The following is a 20345-nucleotide window of genomic DNA, read 5'->3' on the forward strand; positions in this document are numbered from 1 at the left end:
CCCTATTTCTTACGGGTTATACTATATGATTGCTTGTCAAAATCCACGCTTTGGCTCTAAAATATGACCCCAAACAGTGAACAAGAATTTTCATATGCGGCCTTTTCTATTTCTTCAAGAGAAATGCCTCGCCTTATGCTCAAGTGTTTTGCAATTTCCACTATCATATCCGGCATTCCCCGCCTGCCCTCATATTCCCAAGGACCATCGCTTTCAAATACAATATTTCCAATTGGAATCATATTCACAAAATCATCATATCTTCTATTATACATCACATCTGGGCTTACCGACACATAATATCCTCTTTCAACTATCATGCCAAGAGCCTTTTCATCTCCCTCAAACCAGTGGAAAAGGGCAGATTCAACTCCATACTGGTCAAGAAGCCTTATGGCGTCATATGCACTATCCTCAATTGCATGGAGCACTATGGGCTTTTTTATGTCCTTTGCAATGCGTACGAATTCTTCAAGAATATAAAGCGACTCCTCGTAGGCCTTCCTTTTGCAAGTTTCGTCTAATTCATCAATAGAATAGTGTGCAAGGCCCACCTCTCCCACAGCAATTATATTTTCCCGGTTTTCGTATATCTGCCTTTTCACCATGTCCATTTGCCTGTAATGCTCCCTGTATTCAGGATGGATGCCAAGGCATGCATATATGCTCTTGTTCTCTTGCGCCATTGAGAGTAGTTTCTCCCCGGAATGATAGTCCATCGCCGCTCCTACCACCACCTTTACATTTTTCATATTCACCATTTCATAGTCCCCGTACTGGTCTATATGACAGTGGACATCTACAAACATACAATATCCCCCTTTTCATGAAAAAACCGCAAAAACAGTTGTCTTTGCGGCCTTTTTCTTTTTATTAAAGCGCATCCATTAGAATTTTCTTGTAGTCTAAAAATTTTTGGCTTACTAGTATCTCCTTGTTTCTCGGCCTTTCAAAGTCTATTTTAACTTCCTTCAATACAGTTGCAGGCCTGTTTGTAAGCACATATACCCTGTCCGAAAGAAATATGGCCTCCTCTATGTCATGGGTTATAAACATGACTGTCCTTTTAAACCTGCTCCATATTTCAAGCAACCATTTTTGCATTTTGCTCCTGCTTATGGCGTCAAGCGCTCCAAATGGCTCGTCGAGAAGCATTATGTCACTTTCTACAAGCACCGTCCGAAGAAGCGCAGCCCTTTGCCTCATTCCTCCTGAAAGCTCACTTGGATATGATTTCTCGAACCCTTCAAGTCCAAATACAGGAAGAAGCTCCATTACCTTCTTTTTTGCGTCTGATTTTTTTTCTCCCTGTATCTCAAGGGGGATTATCACATTGTCTATAAGGTTTCTCCACGGCATCAAAAGGTCCTTTTGGTGCATGTATCCAACACGTTTGTCATACTCCGAAAGCGGGATTCCATCTATTTGTACACTTCCTTCATACTCATTTACAAGCCCTGTCAATATGTGGAATATCGTGCTTTTCCCGCAGCCGCTGGGTCCTATTATAGATATGAATTCACCTTCATCCGCATATATGTTGATATCATCAAGAACACGCAAGCTGTCCCTTTCAGAATAAAAATCTTTGTGGACATTTTCCATGTGTATCCTGTGCATTTCCATTCTTACTGCCCTTCAGGCAGGAATTCATTTGTATACGCCTTGTCAACTTCTATCTTTTCTTCTATCAGCTCGTTTTCATAAAGCCAGTTTGTATAGTTTTCCCATACCTCTTTCTTTTGAATGCCCCACTTGTCCGCATCGTCCTGATACTTCGAGCTGAGGAATTCCTGGCTTTTCTTGACAAGCTCAGGGTTAAGCTCGGGAGCGTTGTCTATTAGTATTTGAGCCGCCTCCTGAGGGTTTTCTATTGCGCTTTCATATCCTTTTGAAGTCGCTTCCATGAATGCTTTCACAAGCTTCGGGTTTTCACTTATGTTCTTTTCATTAGTTATTATTACAGGCGTGTAGTAGTCAAGCGCTTCATTTTCCTTTCCAAGGTCTATATAGTTTAGCTCTATTCCCTTTAGCTCGGCCTCCACTCCTGTCCAGCCTTCAAATATCCATGCAAAGTCCATGTCAGTCTCGCTTGACGCAAAGAAGTCTGCAGCCCCTGTTGTAAGTATTTCAACCTTTTCAACATCCGCATCGTATTTTTCCATAAGAGCCTTTAAAGTGGCCTTTTCTATAGGAGAGCCCCATCCTCCGTATCTCTTACCTTCAAAATCCTTAGGAGTTTCTATCCCCTTGTCCTTAAGCGATGCAAATCCAGAAGTATTGTGCTGTATAACTGCAGCTATTGAAACCACAGGTATGTCTTCAATTCTTGCAAGTGTTACTGATTCCTGGTAACTTATGCCGAACTGAGCCTTGTTTGAAGCCACAAGCTGGTCTGCTGTTCCACCTGCAGGCTGAACTATCTCAACGTCAAGACCTGCCTCCTTGTAATATCCCTTGTCCTTTGCAACGTAAAGTCCCGTGTGGTTTGTATTTGGCGTCCAGTCGAGCGTCACCACGACTTTTTGAAGTTCTTGTTCCTGCTTTTCTACAACTTCTTCCTTGCCCGCACATCCCGAAAATACCATAGTCGAAATGGCTGCAACAGTCAAAATAAAGCTAATTAGTCTTTTTTTCATGTTTATTCCTCCTCAATTATTTGTTCCACGGCATTATCTTTTTACCCGTATAGTTTATAATTTCAAACATGCATATGCTAAGCGCCACAACTATCAGTATGTCTGCAAACAGCTCCTCAGTATGAAACGAATGCATGGCCCTTGTCATATAAACCCCTAGTCCGCTCTGGGCGCCTATCCACTCGGCGATCACCGCGCCCATTATGCTATATGTAGCCGCTATTTTCAGTCCCGAAAAAAATGCCGGCAGCACAGCGGGAAGCTTGACCTTGGTGAATATCTGCCACGAGCTGGCCCTCATCACCTTCATCATGCTTATTATGTCTTCATCAACAGTTTCAAGCCCTTCGGTTATGCTTATGACTATCGGAAAAAAGCACGTAAGCACTACTATTGATATTTTGGGCATTATGCCAAAGCCCAGCCATATCATTATTAGAGGTGCAAGTACTATTATTGGAACCGTCTGTGATATGACAATCACGGGGTAAAACATCTTTTTGACTTTCTTCCACCGGTTCATGACTCCCGCAAGAAGCAGCGCCAATATTATTGCAGCTGCAAACCCTATCACCGCCTCAATAATAGTGGTCCTCGTGTGAAGAAGAAGTACATCCCTCGACCTGTAGAGAGCCTTTAATATCCCCGATGGAGCGGGAAGCACGTATTTGGGAATACTGAATATCCTGACTACAAATTCCCAAAGCATAGTCAATGCAAATATGAATGCTACCGGGAGCAGATTATTTTCTGTACTTGTAAGTCTTTTCATCCATGGTCACACCTTCTGGCTTATAGTCTATCTTCACCATTGAAACTACTCTACTGGCACCTTTTTCAACGCATATTGTCTGGGCCTTTTTTACGATTTCCAAAAGCTCGTCAAGCTCGCCTTCTATAGTGGTTTCCATGGCTCCAACTTCAAATTTAAGCCCCGTCTCCCTTATCATTTCAATGACACTGTCTACAACCGGATATATGTCCTTTTCATCTACCACAGGCAGTACCTGAAGGCTTAAGTTTACAACTGGCATTAGCTCTCTCCCCTTACATTTATTTTTTGAAAACAAAAACTGTTACCCCATGAGCAACAGTATATTCAGCAAAATCCCTACGCTGGAATTACCCAGATCAGGTCAATGGTCGGAATACATCATTCCCTCTCAGCCTCAGATTCGGGCTCCCAATAACATATTGAATTTTTCGCTGGTTGACAATTACATTATACTACACAATGCATTAAAATCAAGTCTGCAGCATCTTATTCCTCATACCTGCTCCTCAAAAGCTCTATCTCCTTCTCATGAACATCCAGCTCCCCTGGCGTCTCCATGAAAAAAGGCTTTTCCCTCAAAAGCTCATGGTTCATTATCCTAACAAGGGCTTCAAGCCCTATAAGGCCCTCCCCTATGTTTGAATGCCTGTCCTTTTTGGATGAAAATTCCTTCATGCTGTCGTTGAAATGTATGGCCTTTAGCCTTTCAAGGCCTATAACCCTGTCGAACTCCTCCAATACACCGTCTATGTCGTTTACTATGTCATATCCCGCAGCAAAAACGTGGCATGTGTCAAGGCACACTCCCAGCCTGTCATTTTTATCCACTCTGTCTATTATTTCATTCAAGTGCTCAAATTTATATCCTATTTCTGTTCCCTTTCCAGACATGGTTTCAAGAAGAACCCATACGCTTCCGTCCTCTTTGATCACTTCGCTCAGTGCATCCACTATCTGGCTTATTCCCTTTTCCTCGCCCATGCCAGTATGGCTGCCCGGGTGAAAGCATATGTATTCCACTCCTATGCTCTCCATTCTGGCTATGTCCTCGCTGAGCATCCTCTTCCCAAGTTCCACTATGTCTTCCTTCGCACTTGCGAGATTCATCGTGTACGGGCAATGTGCCAGAAAAGGCCCCATGCCATTTTCCGCTCTCATGTTTTGGAACCCATCTATGTCCTTTTGGACAAAGGCCTTTACCGATGCCCCCCTCGGGTTTCTTGTGAAAAACTGGAACGTATTTGCCCCTATTGACACTGCATCTCTTGCAGCCCTTGCAAATCCTTTTGCTATTGAAATATGAGGTCCTATAACAAGCATTTTGTCCTCCTTTGCATTATCCTTTTAAACTTTGTCAATATCGCCATCCAAAACAGCATTTTTCCTTTTCAAATCTTTCTTGTGCGCATTATATACACAGGCAAAAAGAAAGGCATCAATAATATTGACACCTAATTACTCTTTTGATATTTTCTTCTCTCTTCTTATATCAGGTATTGCCATGAATACTATATTGTAAGGCCTGCGCTTTTTGTCGTCTTCTTTTTTCCTGCCGTCCATTATTTCTTTTAGTTTTTCTCCGAAAGTCGTTATGAGCTCTTTAGCCTCGTCTTCTGTCAGGTAGTATTCATTATGCATTCTTATATGCTTTGAATGTATCTCCATGTTTTCAGCCGCTCTGTAGAAGTCTCCGCTCACCTTTTCAAAATGTGCTATCGAAGCCTGATTGAGCGTACGAGTAACTTCGCTGTCGCCGTCTTCCATACTCTTGTTGAGTATACTCTTGTCTATCACTACCATTTTGGCCTTTGGCAGATAATATTTTTCAATTATTCCCGACTTGACCCTTTCTTCAACAAGCTCTAATATTCCGGCTGCAAGAAGGGTTTTTATATGGTAATTCACCTTCGCATGGGGCTCTCCTAATATCTCCGAAAGCTGTTTTGCCGAAAGAGGTTCTTCGTCAAAAGCCTCCATTATCTCAAGTCTATATGGATGGGATACCGCCTTTATCTCATCTATGTCCCTAAGAACCAATATGTCCTTCAAATAAATTCACCACCCTTTATTCTTTTTTAAAACTAGTTATACTTTAATACTATACAACGCTAAAGTAGTGCAGTCAAACTTTTAAATTCCTACGTCCAACTTTTTTTATATATTATACTATTCTAACATAATGTTGTCAAAATATAGAGAAAAATTTATTAGTGGCTGACAAGCCTGCTTCCCCCTATGAACTCTCTTAGTATTGAGGTAGGAGGAATATCAGCCTCTTCTTCTATTGTCGCAAAATACTGCAAAAAGCTTAAAAGCCTTCTGGCTTCCCTGTATTCGCTTTCAGACCTTTCTATGCTCTTCAAAAGCGGGCTTGCGTACTTTTTAAGAACTGCCAGTTCGTATACAAGAGCTGAATTGAACATTACATCTGCTTCTTCCTGGAATGGGAATATGTTTTTTTCTTCACCCGCCCTTACCGAGCTCCAGAGGTTGAGTGTCTTAAGAGCATTATTTCCCCTGTGATTGTGATCCCTTACAATTCTTCTTATAAGGCGAAGATCAGTGGTTGGAATCCTATTATGCTCGTCCAGGTTCAGCTGCGTAAGCGCACTTACATATATCTTAAATTTGTCATTTGAGTGTACAGACTGGCTAAGTGCTTCATTTAGCCCGTGTATTCCTTCTACAAGTACAGGCTGTTTTTTCGATATTTTTAGTATATCTCCCCTGTATTCCCTTTTGCCCGTCTTAAAGTTGAAATATGGAATTTCAACCTCATGCCCGGCAATCAATTTTTCCAAATGTTCATTGAACAGATCTATGTCTATGGAATTTATGGACTCAAAGTCGTAATTTCCATTCTCATCACGAGGCGTGTCTTCCCTGTTTACAAAATAGTTGTCAAGTGATATGGACACGGGATTCATCTTGTTCACCCTAAGCTGTATCATAAGCCTTTGGGCAAAGCTCGTCTTTCCCGAAGATGACGGCCCTGATATTAGAACTAGCCTTTTCCCCTCTCCTGAATGATTTATCATGTCGGCTATATTTGAAATCTTCTTTTCATGAAGGGCTTCAACTGTTCTTATGAGATTTGGATACTCTCCTTTTTTTATTGTATCGTTAAGAGATGCAACCCTGTTTATATCCATTATTTTGGCCCATTCTTCAGTCTCCCTAAATACCTCGGCAAGCTTCGGAAGGTATGTATAGTCATTTACCATTGTTGGCTTGTTTTCATTTGGCCCTATTATGACTATTCCTCCATTGCAGCCCTTTAATCTGAATGTTTTCAAATAGCCTGTCGACGGCACCATATACCCGTAAAAATAGCTGCTGAAATTGCCGCACTTGTATATGCTCACACTGTCTGACTCTCTGTATTCCATAAGCCTTACCTTGTACCAATGTCCAAATCTTTTAAATATCTCTATTGCATCTTCATTTGAAACTCTAATCTTTTCAAGAGGCATATCCCTTTGGACTATCTGCCTCATACGATCATCTATTTTTTTTACTGTATCGCCGCTTACATGTTCGCATTCATGTACCTCGCAGTAAAGGCCTTTTCCTATGGTATGTTCCAGTGTAACCCTGCACTCCGGAATTACCTCGTTGCATGCCATTATGAATATGTACGAAAGGCTTCTCATATATGTTCTCATTCCATCCGGGTCGTCTATTTTTAAAAATTCAACCCTGCAGTCATTTTCAAGGGGATATGTAAGCTCCTCTATTTCGTTATCAACAGCCGCAACTACTATAAACTCCCTTTCTTTCAAATTTTCCATGTCAAGTATTTCAAGAAGCGTAGTCCCTTTTTTGTATACTCTTTTTTCATCCATTATTTCGACAGTTATATTATCCATTTTAAACTCCCCTTATTTTTATGTAGTATTTGTTCAATGCTTTAGTGCAAAATTATAATGACCCGATTTATATTCTGTCTACTTATATATTTTTTACCCGCTGAAAAATGCTTTAAAATAAAAATCCGAGGCAGACTACGCGCTTGCTTCGGATTTTACAGTTATATTAAATTCATTATCTTTTCGCAGCTTTTGGCCACATATTCTGCTTTCATCTCCAACACTACGTATTCAAGATTCTTAAGGCCGAGTATATTTCTTATTGCAATGTCATTGTCTCGACTTCCATAAATGCCCATATGAAGGTCTTCTCTGCCGTCATTGCTGCTTATATGTGCAAGTTTTGCATTCTCTCCAAACCTACTTATATAGTCTCCTTGGGATATAAGGCTGTGGCCTAGGTCGAAACAAAACCCGATATCTTTTATATTTTCAAATATATATTCGAAATCTTCGCTGCAGGTCCCCAGGTTTTGAATATATCCGCCCTTGTCATACATGTTTTCTATGCACAGCAGCGATCCCGTTGATAACTTTGCAGCCTTTTTCAAAAATCGAACCCCGTTTTCAAGATATGCGGATCTGTCTTGTTCTACAAAACTTGATATTCCATATCCCAAATGTATATTGTAGTATTTGACGCCAAGTTTGCTTCCAACGTCAATGCTCTTTCTTAGAAAATCCAGCCAGCTTGTCCTTATGAATTCAACCCTTTCGCATGGATTCATTTCAAGCGGCATGTGCACACCTATTGAAACATCGTGGCTCCTTAAGCTTTCACTTTGTCTTTTTATATATTCCCAGTCCGATATATTGTCTACGCCTATTTCAATGTGATTACAGCCGTATTCATTGCATTTTTCTACAGCCATGAACAGATCTTTTGCAGTGGCGCTCAATCCAATACGCATTGCACTACCCTAAAATTTTGTTATCTTGTCAAAAGGAAAAAGTCTTATTCCCACTTTGCCAACTATATGGTCAACAGGCACTATTCCTACCCTTGAGTCCCTGCTGTCAAGGCTGTTCGGTCTGTTGTCACCCATTGCAAACACATAGCCCTTTGGAACCTCAATGTCTACATATCCGTCTGTATAATCCCCGTTTATATAATCCTCGTCAAGCATCTCTCCGTTTACATAAACTTCTCCCTCTGTAACCTGTATTTGGTCTCCCTCAACGGCCACAATCCTCTTTACAAGGTCTTTTTTCTTGCCGTTTTCCTGCATAAGGTCAGACTTGAACACCACTATGTCGCCTTTTTCAGGTACTCCTGACTTATAAGCAATCTTGTTTATTATAAGGTAGTCATTTTCTTCCAACGTCGGATACATTGAAGACCCTTTTACAAGTGTCGGTCTTATAAACGTAGTTATTACAAGGGCTATGACAAGCGAAACAACTATCGTCTTTACCCAGTCAAGTATTTCCTTAGTAACATTACTCATTTTCTCCATCTCCTCTTTTTCCCACATATCTTTCCACCAATTCCTCTATAAGCCTGTTCATATCGTCATGCCTGTCTATTTTGACTTTCAGATCCATGAGTATACAAACCCTTACAAAATCCTTCATTACCTCCGGAGGCTCCCCGTATATCGACTGGATGTCCTGTCTGCTCACCCCTTTAAACCCGTGCCCCACTGGACACTCATGCCTGAGCTTTATAAGCTCTTCCATCTCTTTAGAGTTTAGTATCGATATGATCTCTTTAAAAGTCTTATTTCTTCCATTCATCTTCTTAATGTATTCAGTCAAACCGTAACTTAGGCTACCGCTATATATTTTATACCTTTTTCTCAGTATCTTCAATATATTGTTTTTTGACACCATATATCCTATCATGGATATTTGCTTTTTCTTGACCCCGTCCTGGCCGCTTATAAATATATATTTCAAAAGAGCCTCTTTAAGCCTGTACACCCTTCCCAGATAGTCTATGTACTGCTCGCTTACACACTGCATCTTAAGGCTTTCTATAAGTTCCGAAAATATTGCTTCTGGATACCCTTCTATAAGATTCAAAAGATGCTGTCTCAGCTCCTTTATCTTCCTCCTGTTTTTTATTTTGGGAGACTCTATGGATTCAATCCTTTTAAGAGCCGTCTTAAAGTCAAAATTTATGAGATATTTGCATGCGCTTACAACCTTGTAAAGGTCTCCTTCTCCAATCCCGCGCTCTTTTAATATTTCTTCAACCCCGTCATAGTCATACCTGTCAAGAAATTTTGATATGACAAATTCATTCTTAACGTCTATGCTCCCCAAACTCATCCCTCCTGCTTAAATTACTGTATTGAAGTATTAAAATCGATACATAGATGGTATCTGAAGTATTTTTTTGCTCAAAGCCTGCTTTATTGATACCCATTGCCCAATGATATTATGATATAATTATACCATCAGGGAGGTTTTAGCAATGGATAAAATTAAAAATATGGTTTATGAATACAGTGATGTCTTTTTGGGCTTTTTCATATTGGCCTCGATGGTATGCATAATGGGTTGGCAGCTTTATAGCTGGTTTGAACCGTCTTCGGGTTATATTTTAGCATCTGACAGTCCTGCTTCAACAAAGGCCTCATTATCAGAAAACACCAATTCTGGTGACAATTCAAACAAAGAACCAGCCGTGCAAAAAAATCCAGACATATCAACAATCTCACAAGGAGAAGCTTCATCTCCTGAAGTGGATTCCAGCCAAAGCCAGGCCGCCGAAACCCAGATAGTTGCCGAAATAGTGATTTTCCAAATAAAAAGGGGCTCGGCTTGCATAAACATAGCAAATGACCTTGAATCAATGGGCCTTATATCCTCTAGTGATGAATTTGTCGGCAAAATAACTTCTCTTGGTCTTGAAAATAAATTGAAAAGCGGATCATACAGTATGAAAAAGGGTGATTCCGTAGACAATATAATAAAAACGCTAACTGACTAATACGGTTTTTACATAGAATAATAAAATTAAGGCCTCATTTTTTATGAGGCCTTTTCTTTTAGCAGTTTTTCAAACTTTTCAGCAGTAAGAGGCCTGCTGAAAAAGAACCCTTGGATTTCATCGCATCCCTTTTCTCTCAGGAATTCCACCTGTTCTTTTTTCTCAACTCCTTCAGCAACCACTGTAAGACCCATCCTGTGCGCAAGGCTTATTATATATGATGTTATGGCCTTCTCTTTGTGGCCTTCAAATATCATATCCATAAAACTCTTGTCAATTTTTATAGTATCTATGGGCATTCTTCTGAGATAGTTTAGTGAAGAATATCCAGTTCCAAAATCATCCAAAAGCACTTTTATCCCCCTGCTTCGTATTTTCTCTATTATAGAAAGAGCACTGTCCATATTCTCTATTATTGAGCTTTCCGTTATCTCCATTTCAAGATGTTCACTTCCAAGCCCGCTAGTCTTTAAGGTTTCATCTATATACTCCAGTATCTGCTCATCTTCAAGCTGCCTAGAGGAAAGATTCACCGATACGCTGAGCTTATATCCCATATCCAGCCAGGCCTTAGCCTGAATGCATGATTTTTGAAGCATTATCCTGCCTATTTTTTTCACGAGGCCGTTTTCTTCTGCAAGTGGTATGAAATTTGCAGGTGATATGAAGTTCCCATCAGAGTCTATCCATCTTGCCAATGCCTCCATGCCTACTATATCGCCGGTTTTGGCATTTACTCTCGGCTGGAAATACGCCTGTATCTCGTCATTTTCCACAGCGCTCCTTAGCTTTGCATCCAGCTCTAATTTCTTGATGGCTTCATCCATTATATCCTCACTGTATATCTTATATCCACATTTTTCCTTGCTTTTGACATAGTGAAGCGCCGCATTGGCCTTTTTTATAAGTTCTTCGTGACTTTGGGCATTTGCTGGGAATATGCTTACCCCTATGCTTGCCGACGGAAAGAAGTTCATGTCTTTAAGGGTTATGGGTTCTTCAAAATTTTTGAGTATACTACTGCAAAACTTTGCAATCTCATCCTCCGAAGCCATCCCTTTGCACAGGAATACGAATTCGTCCCCGCTCCACCTGTACAGGCTCTTATTTTCATCAGATTCTCTGACAAGTATTGAACTCACTTTCTTTAAAAGCTCGTCTCCCTGCAAAAATCCCATTGTGTCATTTATAATCTTGAAATTGTCCAAATCGAAAAATGCGATTGAAAAGACTTCTTTTTGCCTGCACATATTCCTAATGTCCATATTGAGGGAATTTTTATTGAAAAGTCCCGTAAGCTGGTCATAATAGGCCATTTTATATATGGTTTCCTTGCTCTTCCTTAAATCATCCATATCCTGGCTGAGTTTTTCATTCATCTTGTATATGCTTTCACTTTTTTCGCTGAGAAGCTTGTTTTTCGCCATAAGCTGAATCTCATTTTTTCTTATCTTGTCTTTGTAAAACAGGTTTACAATACAAAGGATAAACACTGCCACTATGAGCCCGGAAACAAACCACACTGCCTTTTCAGGTATTACTCCCCTGCCTTGTATGAAAAACCATTTTTCTATAGCCTCATAATATTTCGAATCCCTGTCCGATTTCATATATTTGACTCCGCTGTCAAATATATTGTATATTTCATCTGGAATGTCTTTTCTAAAGGCATATCTAAGCTCAACCGGGTTTATAAGCACGGGCGTCTCATAATACTCATGGCCTTCATTGCTTGCCGCCATTGAAAACCTGCTTACAACTCCATAGTCTGCAGCTTTATCGCCAACAAGCCTAAATACGTCTTCATAGCTGGATGCATATATGTACGATGGCTCCTTATCCATTCCCGTTATCACTTTTTTGAAATTTTGGGCGTACAAATCGTCCATGACCACCGCAACAGTTTTGCCCGAAATATCACTAATCTGCTGCGATGGCTTCAGGCTTACAACAGTTCCCCAGTTTTCTATTATTGGTTCTTCTATGTATTTGAATTTTTCGGCTCTCTCATCCGAATATCCCAGGGTGAGCACGTCGATCTCCCCATTTTCAAGCATACTTATCTCACCGCTGAGATCCGAGTATACATATTCAACCTCTATTCCGTTTTGGCTGCATATCTCCTCCAGTATATCTATTGCAAATCCATCTGCTTTTGAACCTTGTGCCCTGAATGAAAGCGGCTTGTCTTCTTCTACTCCAACCCTTAAAACTGTCTCACCATATGAAGTCATGCTTAAAGCAAATATCGAAAACAATATTGCTATAAAAACTCTTACTGTTTTCATTTTCATCTTCCAGACCCCTTTTTAAATTCCCGCTTCAACTGTCAGCCTCTAGATTTTAAACTTCGAAATATCAATCTCAAGTTCTCCTGATATGCGCCTTAACTCATTTGCATGGTTTTCAATCTGAAGCATTGATGCAAGTTGCTCCTGAGTGCTTGCGGAAGTTTCTTCTGTCGCTGCACAAGACTCCTCGGTAAGTGCAGATATGTTCTGAACCGCAGCTATTATTCCATCCTTGTGCTTGTCTACAGCCATAACCCTCTCGCTTACTTCTGATATTTTCACATTGAGTTTTCCAATCATTTCAAGCGTCTCTTCAAATATATGCCTGGCATCTTCTATTGACCTGTTTTGCTCGTCCATAGCCTTTTGAGACTCATTCATTGTGTTTACAGCGCTGTAAGACTTGCTTTGGATATTTGAAACAAGCTCCTTTATTTTGCCAGTTGCCCCCTCGGTCTCTTCTGAAAGAAGCCTTATCTCCTGCGCTACAACAGCAAATCCACTTCCAGCCTCTCCTGCCCTTGCCGCTTCTATGGATGCATTCAGCGCAAGAAGGTTTGTCTGTTTTGCAATTTTATCTATCATTGCAACTATGTTCTCTATGCTTTTCGAATATTCATATACCCCTTGTATCTCAGAATCAACCATTTTAGACATATTGCCGCTTTCAATAACCTTTTCATTTAGCATGTTTATAGACTCTGTGCCTTTTTTGCTCAGACTGGCCGTTTCGTCTGAAAGCCTGTCCATATGCTCCACTACAATGCCAGCCTCTTCAATCTCATTTCCAAGAAGAAGAGTTTCATTTAAGACATTGTCAGAATCCGCCGCCTGCTCTGTCGCCCCTTGTGCCACCTGCTGTATTGCACTTGCAACCTCAGTTGCGGCAATATTGGCTTCCTGGGTTATTCTAGACAGCTGCTCTGAGGATGAAAACACCACGTCAGAAGAGTTTTTAACTCTTTTCAAAAGATCCCTGAGTCCATTTTGCATTATGTATATTGAATTTGCCATTTGCGAAAGTTCGTCTTTACCTGATTTGAATTTTTCTGGAACTTCACCGCTTAAATCCCCTTTTGAAATCATGGCAAGACGACTGTTTGTCTCATTTACCGTCTCTACAATTCTCCTGGATATGTACAAGCTCAGCACTATTGACGCCGCAGCCGCTGCAGTTATTATAAAAGATAATTCTTTTGAGACAATGCCATACTCCCTGTCATTTTTGTCTTTTATGGTGTCGGCCATCTGTATATTGTGCTGTATTAGCTTTTCAAGTTCGATATGATATCTGGATATGATTCCTTCCGAAGACTTTAAAACCCTGTATGCTTCGTCAGGATCCCCTTCCCTTGCAAGAGTTTTTATTTCCTCCAGTGTCCCAATGAAAATCCTCCTGTTTTCCTTGAATGCCAAAAGCGCCTCTGTTTCGAATTCATCCATTCTCCCCTGTTCATAATCCTTTATCTGTCTTGTTATCCCGGATGAGCTTTGTCCTATTTCTGACATGAACGCCTTCATGGCATCCTCGTCGCCTTCCCGTGATGCCTCTATGAGCTCTACTATGTTTTTTTCAAGCTGTGTAGTATATGCTTTTGCACTGCCCAGATGCTCAATAGGCTTTAAGTTGTCGTTAAACATCTGTGAAAGCCTGCTGTTGGCCTTCATATTGTAGTAAAATCCCATTCCTCCCACAAAAATCAACATGATTATCATAAACCCCGAAAGTATTGTCATTTTCGCACTTGTTTTCAGATTTTTAAACATATAAATCTTTCTACAAGAAGGCATTGACTTCCGCTTTTTACGCCTTGCTTTAAAATTTTCAAACACAAAAACACCCCCGTATATTTTATGCCTCATACAGTATATATTCACAAAAACCTTCAGATTCACTCATGTGAACCGGTTAACCCAGCCTGTCATACACATAATTTGCATAATAACCCATGTGCTTAATTTTTTCAACATTTATAGCACTCCAAATTCCGACAAATATCCTGATTATTCGCACGCAGCTTCATTTTACATTAATCCGCCTTGGAAAATCTCTGTATTTATACTACACTATCCCATATTACTCCAAAAATTTCAAATTTTCAATTTAAATACCATTAACATTTCCTTAAAATCACTTAATTTATATTTATATATATTAATTTATAATTTGCCATTTAAAACAGTCCGCGCTCTTTCTCTCATGGCTTCAATCGTAATCTAGCTGCTGGAATGTCACGTTATTTCACTTGACCATAAAAAAAGAGAATACAAAAAGCCTAGTATATTCTCTCTTCCTAAATGTTCAGTATTCATTTATATTTTAAAGCTGTAGCGCTTTCATGTTTTGGCCTATTATCTTTTTTACAGGAGGAGCTATGAGCCTTTGTCCCTGCTTTAGGTTCGAACCCACGAGCGGCCTTACATAGTTTTTAAAGCTTTCTGTAACGTGGTTTCCTTCACCGTTTATGAACTTTTCGTCCATTGTCCTGGTGCGGTTTGAAACCTCGCCAAGTTTTCTTATGCCGTAGTCTATGGCATAGTCTCCTATCCTGTTTAGCGTTATTGACCCGTCTATGTCGTGCCATATGGCAAACTGCGCCGCCTTTTCCCCGGCTTCTCTCGCCTCATGCTGGTCTACCTCCGATATGCACAGCCCGAAGGATCTTTGAAGGTATCCGAATGTATCCGCCCTCACCCGCTCTATTTTCAAGAGTCTTTTTATATGGTTTGCAAGAAGGTCTCCAAGCTCCGCATTCGAAAGAAATACATTGCCATATGCGTCCCGTTCCACGTTCCCCAGCTTTTGGGCTATTGGAATGCCATCTTTGTCTGCTATCCCTTCCGATACCGCCACCACGCATCTTCCATACTTGTCATATACCTTTTTTACATCTGATGCGAATTTATCCAGCTCAAAGGCTCTCTCTGGAAGATATACAAGGTGCGGCCCGTCATCCGGGTATTTTTTTGCAAGCACTGATGACGCCGTCAAAAATCCTGAATGTCTCCCCATCACAACCCCTATATGCACTCCCGGAAGCGCCCTGTTGTCAAGATTTAGTCCTATGAAAGACTGGGCGACAAATTTTGCCGCAGACCCATATCCCGGAGTGTGGTCATTGTGAACGATGTCATTGTCTATTGTCTTTGGTATGTGTATGGCCCTGAAATCATAACCTTCAAGGCGTGCGTAATTGTTTACTATATCCACAGTTCCTACTGAATCATTGCCCCCAATATAAAAGAAATACCTGACATCATGGGCCCTGAAAACCTCAAATATATGCTTGCAGTATTGTTCATCGGGTTTGTCCCTTGTGGAAAGAAGCGCCGACGAAGGTGTTTTTGCAACCTCTTCAAGGTTATGAGTAGTCTCTTGTGTAAGGTCTAAAAATTCTTCTCCGATTATCCCTCTCACTCCTCCAACTGCACCGTATACCCTTTTTATCTGAGCAAACTTCCTCGACTCCAATACAACCCCTACAAGCGACTCGTTTATAACCGCCGTAGGCCCTCCTCCTTGAGCAACTACAACATTCCCTGAAAGTGCCAAAAAATCACATCCTCTCATATTTGTTTAAAACCTTTGCCTGTAAATACCCACCACGGGAATTTTGAACACGAAGCTTTTTCCTACTTCCAAATTCATCTCTTTCATAGCCATACTCTACTCATTTAATGTTTTTATAATTAATATGATTTTTATAACAAAAACTCATGTCTTTATGACCTCATATATATTTTTCCAGTACAATATAATATCTACCTAAAAACAGCCATTTCTAACCAGCGCTATATTTGCATAGGTCTATATATTTCTATTATTTGGCTTGATTTCAACAAATCCGTTAAACTTTTATTTATACTTGAATTAAAAACACAGGCATTATATCATTTAGATAAGATATATGTGAATATCAAATCATATTTGAACTTCACATTCAATAATTTCCAGATGAAATTTGCGGGAAATATCCTTTATACTCTCAGGATAGCCGAAGATGCAATATGGGCATAGCCAACTGTCCATAGAAACTTTCAGGCCCTCAGACCGCATTTTGATGGTTCTCTGAAAATTCGCAATTCTGATTGATGATTTGACAGAGGAATATATCGGGCGATTTTATTAACATGCCGGTATATTCCTTTTTTTATGTGCAATAAATCATATTACAAAAATCTTTTGTGTTTGGAGGTTGCAAAATGGATATTTCTCTTAGCCTTGATACAAAGTCTCTATTGGGCAAAGCCTATGAAACAAGAAAAGCCAATTTCGACAATTCCATAGAATTCGATATCCCCGACATGACAAAGGTTATAAGCGTTACAGGAAACAAATGCATACTCGACTGCGCACATTGCGGAGGTCACTACTTGAAGGGCATGACTCCCATATCAAGCGACATAAACTTTGACAATTGCAGCAGCGTTCTAATAAGCGGGGGCTGCGACGAGATGGGAAAAGTCGACATGGCTGGGCACATCTCTTTTATCAAAGGTACTAAAGACAAAAACATGAAGGTGAACACCCATTTAGGCCTTGTAGATACGGAGCAGATAGAAAAGGTGTCCGCGCTTACTGACTGCGTCTCTTTCGACTTTGTGACAGACAAAAATACCATAATGGACGTTTATGGCCTGGACAAATCGGCAGACGACTATGTAAGGACCTATACAGAGCTTAAAAAGCACACCAGGGTAATCCCACACATATGCATAGGCCTTCACGGAGGAAAGGTCCACGGTGAATATGACGCCCTTAAAAAGCTGAAAGAACTTGGAGCTGAGGCTCTTGTATTCATAGTTTTCATTCCAACCCCCGGCACGCGATATGCAAAAAAATCCCCACCTGAAATAGATGAAATTGCAAAGCTTTTGGCTACGGCCAGAATAGATTTTCCCGACATACCCATACACCTTGGATGCATGAGGCCGAAAGGAAAATTGAGGGCTCAAATTGACTTTACAGCAGTACAATGCGGAGTGAATAAAATCGTAAACCCTACAGGGCCTTCGATAAAACTTGCAAAAGAACTAGGCCTTGAAATAAAATACGGAAGGGAGTGCTGTGTACTATGATAAGAGTTTCTATAGGAACTGCCAACGTGCTCGGACTTAAAAGGATTAAAACTGATGCAAAATCCACAACCGCATATCTTTTAAATGGACAAAAATGCAACAACAACTGCGGTTTTTGCCCTCAGGCAAGGGAAAGCAAAGATGACGGTTCTCATCTTTCAAGGGTTGTTTGGCCTGAATACGATACAGATACCGTGATTGACGCGCTTAAAAAATCTGCTTCAACTGGAGATATTCAAAGAGCATGCATACAATTCACTCTTTGCAGCGGATCTTTTGATGCCGCAAAAGAGCTTTCAAAAAAAATATACTCTGAATCTGACATTCCATTTAGTGTTTCACTAAACGTTCCAAGTGTTGAAAATGCAAGAGAACTCATAGAAGCCGGCGCTTCCAGAATAAGCATAGCTCTTGACGCCGCCACTGCTGAAATTCACAATAGCATAAAGGGAAGCGACTTTCACCAAAAGAAAGCTCTTATAGAGGAATGTGCGACGCTTTTCCCTGATAAAATATCCACCCATGTAATAATCGGGCTTGGAGAGACAGAATTTGAAGCCATATCTGAAATAGCACAGATGTACAAGCTTGGAGTTTCTGTAGGCCTCTTTGCATTCACCCCTGTTAAGGGCACGGCGCTTGAAAACCAGTCTCCTCCGGACATCGGCGCTTACAGAAGGGTTCAAATGGCCAATTATCTTCTAAAGTACGGTTTTGCTTCAATTGAAGATTTCAAATTTGAAAACGGCAGACTTGTAAAAATAGACATTGAAAAAACCTCTCTTTCAGATGCCATTTCAAGTGGAAAGTGTTTTGAAACCGCAGGATGCAAGGGATGCAACAGACCTTATTACAACGAAAGACCAGGAGGCGTGATGTACAATTATCCAAGACCGCTTTCACCTGAAGAGATTTCCGATTGCATGAGAGAATCAAGTTTAAACCTTTTATAATTTGGACATACTATGGATAACGGCATAAAATTAAAAAGGAGATGTTTCATCAATGAAGTGGAGATTCATAAATACTGATTTCAACAGCGGCCCTATGAACATGGCAATAGACGAGGCCATTTTAAGCTATCATTCTAAGGGGCTTGTTCCTCCTACACTAAGGTTTTACAGATGGGATCCTGCAACAATTTCACTTGGATATTTCCAAAAATCTGACAAGGAGGTCGACATAGCCCAGTGTAAAGCTTCTGGAATAGACGTCGTAAGAAGACTCAGCGGAGGAAGGGCTGTTCTTCACGACAGTGAGCTCACATACAGCCTGATAGTATCTGAAGACTATCCTATGCTTCCAAAATCAATAACCGAGTCGTATAAAATAATATCAGGTGGACTTTTGAAGGGCTTTGACAACATGGGAATATCAGCCGATCTTTCACCTGTTGTCAGCCTTAAAAACAAGGAGTTTACATCATCTGCATGCTTTGATGCCCCTTCGACATATGAGCTTACTGTGGGCGGTAAAAAGATAGTTGGAAGTTCTCAGGTTCGCCAGCTTGGAGTTGTGCTTCAGCACGGTTCTGTACTTAATGACCTGGACGTAGAAAAACTTTTCAGTACAATAAAAATGAGCAGTCCTAAGGCAAAGGAGAGAATAAAATCTTCTTTTACGCAAAAGGCTACAAGTATAAAACATGAGCAAGGGGAATGTGCAAAATGGGAAGACCTTTGCAACTCATTTTTCAACGGATTCAAAGATGCCCTTGACCTTGACATTGAAATTGGTTCTCTTACAGATGAAGAAATGGAAATGGCAAAAGTTCTTTGCGAAACCAAATATTCAAGAGATGAATGGACCTTCAGAAGATAATATAAACAGGCAATAAATCCATACTAAAACCCCTCGGATATGTGTTGAAGCCGAGGGGTTTTAGTATTCAATATTTAAAAGTCTATTTACTTTGAATCACTTGCGGTGCCAATGCAGAGCTCTTCGATTGGTCAGAGGCATCCTTGTAGTTTTTTATTATTCCAGTCGCATGCCCCATAGGACAAACCTGGCACCAGCTTCTAGGCTTGAATATGACTCCCATTGCAATGCCCAGTGCAAGCGACGCGCTCATTAGCCTGAATATTGCAAAGCTTATCTTTGTAAAATCCCCACCTGAATGGATGAGAGATACCGTAAACATAGCCATCATAAGAAGAAGCAGAGAATTCTTGAAATATTTCGTATTCATCCACTTTGGCATGGTCTGATTTAAGCTTATGTTTTTCAAAAACTTTCCGAGAAGCGAACCCCTTGGGCAGTAGTGGGAACAGTGGACCTTACCCCTTCCCCTTAAAGCGTGATACATAGGCATTGTCATACATATAAGTCCCAATATTCCAAATCTAAAATCTACAACAGATAACAATAGAAATCCAACGAGAAAAATCCAAGACCATCCTTGATGCGATTTCACCTTTTTATTTTTCATACCCATTTCAATACCCCCCTGTTTATATTTCACAACATCGTTTTATATAGTAATTAAAATCGGGTTTCATATACCCCCTATAGGTATTATTATAGTGTATTTTTATTTTTTGTCAACTCTTTTTAATTTCAAAAAAGTATTAGAGCCTGATAATCAACATTTCATCGATCATCAGGCTCTCAAGAATCGGTCTGACAGCTACTTGCACTTTCCTTGTTCATTTAACACCTTGCCTTTATTTCTTTTTTCAAATCTTCGTGTTCTTTCTTTGAAGATTTGAAGACTACGTTTGTTGCAGTTGTTGCAGTTGTTGCAGTTGTTGC

19 protein-coding genes and 2 riboswitches are annotated in these 20345 nt (G+C 40.3%); of the genes, 4 read left to right on the forward strand and 15 right to left on the reverse strand.

Annotation, left to right across the window (positions count from 1 at the left end):
- Positions 1-56: 56 nt before the first annotated feature.
- From BUQ87_RS06870 to BUQ87_RS06920, 11 genes are all read right to left on the reverse strand, one after another.
- Positions 57-809, reverse strand: coding sequence for a TatD family hydrolase (locus tag BUQ87_RS06870; RefSeq protein ID WP_038263892.1), 753 nt, complete (start codon positions 807-809; stop codon positions 57-59).
- Between the two features lie 64 nt (positions 810-873).
- The gene (locus BUQ87_RS06875; protein ID WP_330391278.1) at positions 874-1626 is read right to left on the reverse strand and encodes an ABC transporter ATP-binding protein; all 753 of its coding nucleotides are present in this window, start codon (positions 1624-1626) and stop codon (positions 874-876) included.
- 2 nt (positions 1627-1628) lie between these two features.
- Positions 1629-2639, reverse strand: coding sequence for an ABC transporter substrate-binding protein (locus BUQ87_RS06880; RefSeq protein WP_038263894.1), 1011 nt, complete (start codon positions 2637-2639; stop codon positions 1629-1631).
- Positions 2640-2655: 16 nt separating this feature from the next.
- Positions 2656-3411, reverse strand: a complete 756-nt coding sequence (locus BUQ87_RS06885; RefSeq protein ID WP_038263896.1) for an ABC transporter permease — start codon at positions 3409-3411, stop codon at positions 2656-2658.
- Positions 3383-3673: a thiamine-binding protein gene (locus BUQ87_RS06890; protein ID WP_038263899.1), complete on the reverse strand. Its 291-nt coding sequence runs from the start codon at positions 3671-3673 to the stop codon at positions 3383-3385. Before BUQ87_RS06890 ends, BUQ87_RS06885 begins: the two co-directional genes overlap by 29 nt.
- A gap of 57 nt (positions 3674-3730) precedes the next feature.
- Positions 3731-3836, reverse strand: a riboswitch (TPP riboswitch).
- Positions 3837-3900: 64 nt separating this feature from the next.
- On the reverse strand, positions 3901-4734 hold the full coding sequence (locus BUQ87_RS06895; RefSeq protein WP_038263901.1) for a deoxyribonuclease IV: 834 nt from the start codon (positions 4732-4734) through the stop codon (positions 3901-3903).
- 135 nt (positions 4735-4869) lie between these two features.
- The gene (locus BUQ87_RS06900) at positions 4870-5463 is read right to left on the reverse strand and encodes an ArsR/SmtB family transcription factor (protein WP_038263903.1); all 594 of its coding nucleotides are present in this window, start codon (positions 5461-5463) and stop codon (positions 4870-4872) included.
- A gap of 158 nt (positions 5464-5621) precedes the next feature.
- Positions 5622-7283, reverse strand: coding sequence for a nucleoside kinase (locus BUQ87_RS06905; protein ID WP_038263905.1), 1662 nt, complete (start codon positions 7281-7283; stop codon positions 5622-5624).
- 161 nt (positions 7284-7444) lie between these two features.
- On the reverse strand, positions 7445-8194 hold the full coding sequence (locus BUQ87_RS06910; RefSeq protein WP_038263908.1) for a sugar phosphate isomerase/epimerase family protein: 750 nt from the start codon (positions 8192-8194) through the stop codon (positions 7445-7447).
- 9 nt (positions 8195-8203) lie between these two features.
- Positions 8204-8731, reverse strand: a complete 528-nt coding sequence (gene lepB, locus BUQ87_RS06915) for a signal peptidase I (RefSeq protein WP_038264561.1) — start codon at positions 8729-8731, stop codon at positions 8204-8206.
- A complete protein-coding gene (locus tag BUQ87_RS06920; RefSeq protein WP_038263910.1) occupies positions 8724-9551 on the reverse strand; it encodes a hypothetical protein in 828 nt (275 codons plus the stop codon). Before BUQ87_RS06920 ends, lepB begins: the two co-directional genes overlap by 8 nt.
- Positions 9552-9702: 151 nt before the next feature.
- On the opposite strand from BUQ87_RS06920, the gene BUQ87_RS06925 reads away from it, so the two are divergent.
- Positions 9703-10221 (forward strand): endolytic transglycosylase MltG, encoded by a 519-nt coding sequence (locus BUQ87_RS06925; protein WP_052636052.1) that lies wholly within the window; start codon positions 9703-9705, stop codon positions 10219-10221.
- Between the two features lie 41 nt (positions 10222-10262).
- Here BUQ87_RS06925 and BUQ87_RS06930 read toward each other — a convergent pair whose 3' ends face one another.
- The 3 genes from BUQ87_RS06930 to BUQ87_RS06940 form a co-directional block, all read right to left on the reverse strand.
- Positions 10263-12515 carry an EAL domain-containing protein gene (locus tag BUQ87_RS06930; protein WP_052636053.1) on the reverse strand — a complete coding sequence of 751 codons (2253 nt, stop codon included), beginning with the start codon at positions 12513-12515 and terminating at the stop codon, positions 10263-10265.
- 42 nt (positions 12516-12557) lie between these two features.
- Positions 12558-14375, reverse strand: a complete 1818-nt coding sequence (locus tag BUQ87_RS06935; RefSeq protein ID WP_330391279.1) for a methyl-accepting chemotaxis protein — start codon at positions 14373-14375, stop codon at positions 12558-12560.
- A 457-nt stretch (positions 14376-14832) separates the two neighbouring features.
- Entirely contained in the window at positions 14833-16065 is a 1233-nt protein-coding gene (locus BUQ87_RS06940) for a 6-phosphofructokinase (protein ID WP_038263915.1), read from the reverse strand.
- A gap of 402 nt (positions 16066-16467) precedes the next feature.
- Positions 16468-16576, forward strand: a riboswitch (glycine riboswitch).
- Between the two features lie 139 nt (positions 16577-16715).
- Here BUQ87_RS06940 and BUQ87_RS06945 point away from each other — a divergent pair.
- From BUQ87_RS06945 to BUQ87_RS06955, 3 genes are read left to right on the forward strand one after another with little or no spacing between them, the layout of a single operon-like run.
- Positions 16716-17591, forward strand: a complete 876-nt coding sequence (locus tag BUQ87_RS06945; protein WP_038263917.1) for a LipS1 family lipoyl synthase — start codon at positions 16716-16718, stop codon at positions 17589-17591.
- Positions 17588-18544, forward strand: coding sequence for a LipS2 family lipoyl synthase (locus tag BUQ87_RS06950; RefSeq protein ID WP_038263919.1), 957 nt, complete (start codon positions 17588-17590; stop codon positions 18542-18544). Before BUQ87_RS06945 ends, BUQ87_RS06950 begins: the two co-directional genes overlap by 4 nt.
- A gap of 52 nt (positions 18545-18596) precedes the next feature.
- A complete protein-coding gene (locus BUQ87_RS06955) occupies positions 18597-19412 on the forward strand; it encodes a lipoate--protein ligase family protein (protein ID WP_038263922.1) in 816 nt (271 codons plus the stop codon).
- Positions 19413-19494: 82 nt separating this feature from the next.
- Here the strand turns inward: BUQ87_RS06955 and BUQ87_RS06960 are convergent, their stop codons facing one another.
- Positions 19495-20028: a 4Fe-4S binding protein gene (locus BUQ87_RS06960; protein WP_242943799.1), complete on the reverse strand. Its 534-nt coding sequence runs from the start codon at positions 20026-20028 to the stop codon at positions 19495-19497.
- Positions 20029-20345: the final 317 nt, after the last annotated feature.

It is taken from the genome of Peptoclostridium litorale DSM 5388, from assembly GCF_900141635.1.
Lineage (GTDB): Bacteria > Bacillota > Clostridia > Peptostreptococcales > Peptostreptococcaceae > Peptoclostridium > Peptoclostridium litorale.

What these genes read in the sequence shown, in the direction of transcription:
- BUQ87_RS06870 (WP_038263892.1), bottom strand. Translation starts at nt 809, where the DNA reads ATGTTTGTAGATGTCCACTGTCATATAGACCAGTACGGGGACTATGAA.
- BUQ87_RS06875 (WP_330391278.1), bottom strand. Translation starts at nt 1,626, where the DNA reads ATGGAAATGCACAGGATACACATGGAAAATGTCCACAAAGATTTTTAT.
- BUQ87_RS06880 (WP_038263894.1), bottom strand. Translation starts at nt 2,639, where the DNA reads ATGAAAAAAAGACTAATTAGCTTTATTTTGACTGTTGCAGCCATTTCG.
- BUQ87_RS06885 (WP_038263896.1), bottom strand. Translation starts at nt 3,411, where the DNA reads ATGAAAAGACTTACAAGTACAGAAAATAATCTGCTCCCGGTAGCATTC.
- BUQ87_RS06890 (WP_038263899.1), bottom strand. Translation starts at nt 3,673, where the DNA reads ATGCCAGTTGTAAACTTAAGCCTTCAGGTACTGCCTGTGGTAGATGAA.
- BUQ87_RS06895 (WP_038263901.1), bottom strand. Translation starts at nt 4,734, where the DNA reads ATGCTTGTTATAGGACCTCATATTTCAATAGCAAAAGGATTTGCAAGG.
- BUQ87_RS06905 (WP_038263905.1), bottom strand. Translation starts at nt 7,283, where the DNA reads ATGGATAATATAACTGTCGAAATAATGGATGAAAAAAGAGTATACAAA.
- BUQ87_RS06910 (WP_038263908.1), bottom strand. Translation starts at nt 8,194, where the DNA reads ATGCGTATTGGATTGAGCGCCACTGCAAAAGATCTGTTCATGGCTGTA.
- lepB (WP_038264561.1), bottom strand. Translation starts at nt 8,731, where the DNA reads ATGAGTAATGTTACTAAGGAAATACTTGACTGGGTAAAGACGATAGTT.
- BUQ87_RS06925 (WP_052636052.1), top strand. Translation starts at nt 9,703, where the DNA reads ATGGATAAAATTAAAAATATGGTTTATGAATACAGTGATGTCTTTTTG.
- BUQ87_RS06930 (WP_052636053.1), bottom strand. Translation starts at nt 12,515, where the DNA reads ATGAAAATGAAAACAGTAAGAGTTTTTATAGCAATATTGTTTTCGATA.
- BUQ87_RS06935 (WP_330391279.1), bottom strand. Translation starts at nt 14,375, where the DNA reads ATGAGGCATAAAATATACGGGGGTGTTTTTGTGTTTGAAAATTTTAAA.
- BUQ87_RS06945 (WP_038263917.1), top strand. Translation starts at nt 16,716, where the DNA reads ATGGATATTTCTCTTAGCCTTGATACAAAGTCTCTATTGGGCAAAGCC.
- BUQ87_RS06950 (WP_038263919.1), top strand. Translation starts at nt 17,588, where the DNA reads ATGATAAGAGTTTCTATAGGAACTGCCAACGTGCTCGGACTTAAAAGG.
- BUQ87_RS06955 (WP_038263922.1), top strand. Translation starts at nt 18,597, where the DNA reads ATGAAGTGGAGATTCATAAATACTGATTTCAACAGCGGCCCTATGAAC.
- BUQ87_RS06960 (WP_242943799.1), bottom strand. Translation starts at nt 20,028, where the DNA reads ATGGGTATGAAAAATAAAAAGGTGAAATCGCATCAAGGATGGTCTTGG.